Origin of the sequence: Immundisolibacter sp. (assembly GCF_028696615.1) — a bacterium.
Taxonomy (GTDB): Bacteria; Pseudomonadota; Gammaproteobacteria; order Immundisolibacterales; family Immundisolibacteraceae; genus Immundisolibacter.
In genome coordinates this window covers 1-6,327 of the sequence record NZ_JAQVGQ010000157.1, presented here as the reverse complement: position 1 = coordinate 6,327, position 6,327 = coordinate 1, and the positions used below count along the sequence as shown (strand labels likewise).

Here is a 6,327-nt window from a genome sequence, read left to right as displayed (position 1 = left end):
AAATCCCTTGCCAGGGTGCGGCCGCCCCGGTGGCGCAGCGGATCAGATCAGAACGGTTTGACGATGGTCAGACACACCACCGCGATCAGGATCAGCGTCGGGATTTCGTTGAAGACGCGAAAGTAGCGCGCGCCGTGCGTATTGCGGCCGTCGCGCAGCGCGAGGCGATGGCGCCCGCACAGCCAGTGGTAGACCACCAGCAGCGCCACCAGCGTCAGCTTGGCGTGCAGCCAGCCGGCGCGGCCGTACATGTCCCAGGCATAGCCCGCCAAAAGTCCCAGGCCGGCCAGCACGGTGACCACCGCCGCCGGGGTCATGATGGCGCGGTAAAGGCGCCGCTCCATGACCTCGAAGCGTTGGCGGCCGGCTTCGTCCGGGCAGTCGACGTGGTAGATGAACAGCCGCGGCAGGTAGAACAGCCCGGCGAACCAGCACACCATGGCGATCACGTGCAGCGCCTTCAGCCACAGCATGCCGGAGCCTCCCATCAGCCTTTACCGAGCAGCGGCGCCAGCGCCGCGCGCAGCTCGTGGATCGGCCAGACGCCGTCGTGCACCGCCACCACCTTGCCGGCGCCATCCACCAGCAGGAACTGCGGTGTCTGCGGCGGCACGCCGAGCCGGCGCACCAGCGTGGCGTTGACGTCGATGGCCACCGGAAACGGCAGCTGCAGCACCTCGCGCGCGGCCAGCACCCGGTTCGGCGGGTCGTAGGGCATGGCCAGCGCGATCAGCTCCAGGCCCTTGGGGTGCAGGTCGTCGTAGAGGGCAGCCAGATCGGGCATTTCGGCGATGCACGGCGCGCAGGTGCTGGCCCAGAACACGATCAGCAGCGGCCGCCCGCGCAGCGCCTTGGCGTCGAGCGTGCGGCCGTCGACTGCCGTGAAGCGGACGTCGTCCGGCAGGCGCTCGGGGGCGGCGTGGGCCGGCGCCGCAAAGGCGGTGGCGGCAATCAGCAAACAAGCGATCAGGCGGCACATCGGGGCAGGGGTTCCATGTCGGGGCCGCCATTTTGCCAGCCGGCGCCGGCGTGCGGTCAGCGGGTCGGTTTGGCAAAGCGCCACGCGTCGACCTGCCAGCCGCCCGCCTGCGCCTGCAGCAGCAGACACGATGGCCCATCGCCGGTGCGGCTGCGGCCGGCGGCGCCAGGGTTGAGCAGCCAGGGATGCGCGGCGCGGTCGTCGAGCAGGCGGTGACTGTGCCCGTACAGCACGGCGCTCGCCCGCCGATACGCCGCGCGCAGACGGCGGTGGCGCTGGCCGGCCGGGTGGCGGTCGCCGTGTTCCACCGCCAGCACACCACCCGGCAGCGGAATCTGCAGCGTCAGCGGCAGCGCGGCCAGATCCGCCGGCGAGCCCCGCCATTTGTGCGGCACGTCGTTGTTGCCGCGCACTGCCAGCACCTGCCCGGCGGCCGCGGTGAGCGCATCGAGCACGGCGCTGCCACCGACATCACCGGCGTGCACGGCAAGCGCGCAGTCCTGCGCCAGTTCGGCGATGCGCGCGTCGAGCACGCCGTGGGTGTCGGCCAGCAGCAGCACGCGCATCAGTCGGCTGGCCAGAAGATCGTCAGCCACACCGTGGGCGGTTCGGCCTGCGTGGCCTCGACACGGTGCCGGCAATGCGCCGGCAGCTCGAGCCAGTCGCCGGCGGTGAGCCGTACTTCGCGCAGACCGGCGGGCGTGTCGAGCGTGAGCCGGGCCGCGCCCTCGAGCAGCAGCACCCATTCGTGGTCGGCCTGGTCGTACCAGAAGCCGGGCGGGCTCGCCTGGCCGGTGGACACGATGCGCTCGACGCGCAGTCCCGGCCGGTTCAGCAGCGCGTCGACGCGCTCGGCGGCCAGCGGCGCGGTCGGCAGATCGGCGAACACGTTCGGGCCCATGCCGTAATCTTGGCAGAAAATGCCCGAAACGCCGGCGGCAGGTATCGACCGGTGATGCAGCGAGAGGAGAAAGGTCATGGCAGTTCCAAGCGGCCGCGCCGGCCATCGGCTGTTCGATCCCGCCCAGCGCATCAAGCTCGGCATTTTCGGCAGCAACGTGAGCAATGGCTGCACCATCAGCAGCGCGGAATCCTCGTTCCGGCCCACCTGGGAGCAGAACCTGGTGCTCGCCCGGCGCGCCGAGGCGCTGGGTTTCGATCTTCTGGTGCCGGTCGGGCGCTGGAAGGGTTTCGGCGGGCAGACCGACTTCAACGGCGACTGCCTCGAGGTCTACACCTGGGCGGCAGCGCTCGCCGCGGTGACCGAGCGTATCCACATCTTTGCCACCTCGCACGTGCCGACCGTGCACCCCATCGTCGCCGCCAAGCAGGCCGCCACCATCGACCGCATCAGCCATGGCCGCTTCGGCATCAACGTGGTGTGCGGCTGGTTCACGCCCGAGATGGAAATGTTCGGCGTGCAGCAACTGCCGCACGACGACCGCTACGCGCGTGCCACCGAGTGGATCACCGTGTGCAAGCGCCTATGGCAGGAGCAGGATTTCGACTACACCGGCGAGTATTACCGCGTGCGCGGCGGCTATCTGCTGCCAAAGCCGGTGCAGCAGCCCCATCCGCTGCTGATCAATGCCGGCGTGTCGCCGGCCGGCATCGACTACGCGGCGCGCGAGATGGACGTCAACTTCTGCATAGTGCCGACGCTCGCCGAGGGCCGCGAGCTGATCGGCCACATCCGCGCCAAGGCGGCCGGCTACGGGCGCGACATCGGCATCATGACCTCGGCCGCCGTGGTGTGCCGAGACAGCGAGGCCGAGGCGCGCGCCGCTTGGGACGACATCGTGGCGAAGGGTGACTACGCGGCGCTCGACAACCTACTGACCACGTTCGGCGTGCAGAGCGCATCGATGACGCCCGAGGCGGCGCGGGCGCTCGCCGAGCGCTTCATCGTCGGTTGGGGCGGTTATCCGCTGGTCGGCACGCCCGAGCAGGTGGCGCGCGGCATCGGCGCACTGGCCGACATCGGTGTCGACATCCTGCTGCTGTCCTGGCTGGATTACCTGCCGGAGCTCGACTATTTCGGAGCCAAGGTGCTGCCGCTGCTGCGCGAAATGGGGCTTCGCGCCTGATGGGCGCAAGCAGAGTTTGTGAAGAAATGCGCGTCCTGCGCATTGCTTGCGTCGCCCGTCCGGTACACGCCCGGACGGGCTCCCGCGAATCAAGCCCTTACGGGCTCGCTTCGCGTCCGGCCATCCCTGGCCGGCCTGAGCGCTTGAAAAATTCACAAGCTCTCAGGCCACCGGCTGGTAACGACCGGTTTTCAGGAACTCGATGTACTCGCGAAGGCCCCGTTCGAGGTCGTACTCGGGCCGGTAGCCGAAGTCGGCCCGGGCGCGCGGGTCGGCCGCGATCGGCCCGGCCTTGAACGGGCCGGCCTCGGTCGGCGCTTGCGGCACCTCGATGTCGGCGCCTGGTATCAGCCGCTTCAGTTCCTGCACGAGCTGATACAGCGTGACGGCGATCGGCGCGTTGATGTCGTACACCACGTGCGGCAGGTCGGCGGCCAGCGTGGCGGCCATGCAGCCGCGCCCGGCATCGGCCCCGTACAGCATGGGGATGATGGGCGCCGAGTGCGCCAGCACCGGCTGGTCGTAGCGCACCGGCTCGCCGCGCAGAGGCTTTTCGATGAACGGCTGCAGGCCCTGGCCGATGGCGCCCGCAAAGGCGAAGCCCGGCCCGTACACCTGCCCGCCCAGGCGCAGGATGCGCACGTCGAGGTCGTACAACTGGCGGTAGTCGTTGGCCAGCAGCTCGGCGCCGACCTTGGCGCTGGCGTACGGGTCGGCCGGGATGTCGAAGCGGCCGCTGTCCAGCGTTTTCGAGAACGCCGCGCCGGTCCAGCCGGTCTTGCCGGTGGACACGTAAGCGACGCGTTTGAGGCCCATCGCCCGCGCGCATTCGAGCACGTTGAGCGTGCCCATGACGGTCAGTTCGGCGTTGGCGTAGGGCCGCGCGTAGGCGCCCGGGGTGAGGAAGCTCGCCGTGTGCAGGATGCGCGTCACGTCGAGCTCGCGCACTGCCCGGTACAGGTCCGGCGCGTGCAGCACGTTGCCCTGCACCAGCGTCACCTTGTCACGCAGGTCGGCCAGCAGGTCGGTCTTGAGGGCCAGGTCGAAGGCCGCCACCGGCACGCCGCGGGCGACTGCCTCGCGCACCGCAAACGAGCCCACCAGGCCGCAGCCGCCGGTTACCAGAATCGTCATGGGGTTTCTCCTCTCGTGTCGATTGTGTCGATGCGCGCTCGGCGCGTTGCATCACGACCCGCGAAGCGCCAGCTCGCTCACGCCGGACGGCGGCAGCTCGGCGCCTTCGGCCGGCCGCACGATGGCCAGGCGCCCGACCGGCACGCCATTGTCCACCAGCGCGGCGCGGATGGCCTCGCCGCGCGTCAGTGCCAGTGCGCGCAGCGCGGCGGCATCCGGCGCCATGGCGGCCAGCAGCCGTTCGCGCCCGGCGCGGGCGGCGGCGGCGCGCTGTTCCTGCCTGCTCGGCGTGGTGCCGGCCGGCGGCGGTACCGGCGGCGGCGGGCTGCCGAAGCGTTGCTCGTACAGCGCCGACAGTTTGTCCACCCAGTCGCCGTCGTCGCTGTCGCCGCCGCCGGTCTGGCCGAGCGCGGCCGCCAGCGCACGCTCGGCCAGCGCGCGGGCGTCGTTCTGGTCGGCCACCGGGCGGATCTCGATGGCGAGCTGCGGGCGGGCGATCAGCGCCTTGGCCACTTTCTGCAGCGCTTCGAGCTGCGGCGCCGCCAGCGTGCTGGCGCCCGGCGCGAACACCACCGTGCGCAGGTCTTCCTCTTTGCCGCCGACCAGGTTCGCCAGCAGGCTGAACGGCGCCTTGACGGCCTTGACCAGCAGCTCCCTGACGGCCTTGCCGATCAGGGCGCCGTAGTCGAACTGCGGGTTGGAAAGGTCGCCGCGCACCGGCAGCGCCACGTCGATCACGCCGCGCGAGTCCTTGAGCACGGCCAGCGCCAGCGTCAGCGGCAGGTCCAGCGCGTCCGGGCTGTCGACGCGCTCACCGAGCACCAGGCGGTTCAGGATGATCCGGTTGTCGCCGACCACCTGCGGACCGTCGATGCGGTAGTCGAGGTCGACGTCGAGCGTGCCCCGCTCGATGCGGTAACCGGCGAACTTGCCCACGTATGGCGCAAACGTGGCCATCTCGACGCCGGTGAACGACAGCTTGAACGCCGCCCGGCGCGGCACCGCCACGGTGAAGCTGCCCTCCGCCGACGCCGGCGCGTACTGGTCGATGCGCCCGGTGAGGGCGAGGCGCGCCGGTTTTTTAGCATCGCTGGCAAGACCGGTGACGTCGCCCTTGAGCTGCTGGATGCTGACCGCGAAATGCGGCGTGAGGCTGTGGTCCTCGACGTCGAGCGTGCCGCGGCTGACGCGCACGGTGTCGATGGCAAAGCGCATCGGCGTCGGCGCGGGGCCGGCCGGCTTGGGCGCCGGCGCGGCGCTCACCGGCGCCACCGCGCGCGGCCCGAAGCGGGCGAGGTTGCTCTGGCGGTCCTCGGTGATCACCACGCGCAGCGCCGGGCGGTTGATCCACACCTTGCTGGAGGTGACGCCGCGCGCGCTGGCGGCGACATCGTCCACGCGCAGCGTGCGCCAGGACAGCAGCGACTCGTCGCGCCCGGTATCCCACAGCTCGACCCGCGACAGTGTCAGTTGGCCGCGGAACTCGGGGCCGGTGTCGGCGAGCGTGAGCCGGCCGTCGGCGGCCGCCGTGCCGCTGCGCAGCGCGAGCGGGCCAAGGTCCGGCAGATACGGCATGAGCGGCGCGAGCGGCAGGCCCTCGGCGGTGAGCTTGAGGTCCGCCGGGCCGGCCGGCAGCCGTGCCTGGCCGTCGACCAGCAGCGAGCCGGCGTCGCCCAGGCGTGCGCTCAGGTGCACCGGCACCGCTTCGGGTGCGCCAAGCGCGCCGATGCGCAGCTCGTCGAGCGTGATGTCCTGCTGCAGCGCCGGCTGCACGGTGTCGTCGCGCACGCTGAGGCGCTGGCCGGTGAGCGCGAGCTCGCCGAGTGTGACCTGCCAGGCCGCGGCCGCCGGCGCAGGTGCGGAAGGCGGCGCAGCGCCGGCCGGCGCGGTCAGTGCCTGCAGGTTGAGCCGCCCATCTGCGGCGCGCGTCAGCGCCAGCCAGTTGTCGCGTCCGCGGATGCCGCCCACCGCCAGGCGCCGGGCGGCGAGATCGACGGCGAGGTCCTCGACGCGAAGCTCGCCCACCTCGGCCAGCGGTGCGGCGGCGGCGTCGGTGAGTGCCGCGCCGCGCAGGCTGACGCGGCCGTCGCTGAGGCGCAGCGCGCCATCCGCACCGAGCGCGAGCGC

The 6,327-nt window shown here is 71.4% G+C and carries 7 protein-coding genes; 1 reads left to right on the top strand and 6 read right to left on the bottom strand.

The annotated features are described in order from the left end of the window. Positions 1–47: 47 nt before the first annotated feature. Genes hemJ through PHC73_RS10280 form a run of 4 tightly spaced genes read right to left on the bottom strand, consistent with a single transcriptional unit; the run spans position 48 to position 1,880 of the window. Positions 48–473, bottom strand: a complete 426-nt coding sequence (hemJ, locus tag PHC73_RS10295) for a protoporphyrinogen oxidase HemJ (protein ID WP_300127608.1) — start codon at positions 471–473, stop codon at positions 48–50. A gap of 14 nt (positions 474–487) precedes the next feature. Then, positions 488–979, bottom strand: coding sequence for a TlpA disulfide reductase family protein (locus tag PHC73_RS10290; protein ID WP_300127605.1), 492 nt, complete (start codon positions 977–979; stop codon positions 488–490). A 56-nt stretch (positions 980–1,035) separates the two neighbouring features. After that, positions 1,036–1,575, bottom strand: a complete 540-nt coding sequence (locus tag PHC73_RS10285) for a metallophosphoesterase family protein (protein WP_300127603.1) — start codon at positions 1,573–1,575, stop codon at positions 1,036–1,038. Continuing rightward, positions 1,545–1,880, bottom strand: a complete 336-nt coding sequence (locus PHC73_RS10280; RefSeq protein ID WP_366949854.1) for a cupin domain-containing protein — start codon at positions 1,878–1,880, stop codon at positions 1,545–1,547. Before PHC73_RS10280 ends, PHC73_RS10285 begins: the two co-directional genes overlap by 31 nt. Positions 1,881–1,956: 76 nt before the next feature. Between PHC73_RS10280 and PHC73_RS10275 the strand changes: the two genes are divergently transcribed. Beyond that, entirely contained in the window at positions 1,957–3,066 is a 1,110-nt protein-coding gene (locus tag PHC73_RS10275; RefSeq protein WP_300127597.1) for an LLM class flavin-dependent oxidoreductase, read from the top strand. Positions 3,067–3,228: 162 nt separating this feature from the next. Here the strand turns inward: PHC73_RS10275 and PHC73_RS10270 are convergent, their stop codons facing one another. After that, entirely contained in the window at positions 3,229–4,200 is a 972-nt protein-coding gene (locus PHC73_RS10270; RefSeq protein ID WP_300127594.1) for an NAD(P)-dependent oxidoreductase, read from the bottom strand. A 51-nt stretch (positions 4,201–4,251) separates the two neighbouring features. Then, a partial coding sequence (locus PHC73_RS10265) for a DUF748 domain-containing protein (RefSeq protein ID WP_300127592.1) occupies positions 4,252–6,327 on the bottom strand: 2,076 nt, incomplete at its 5' end.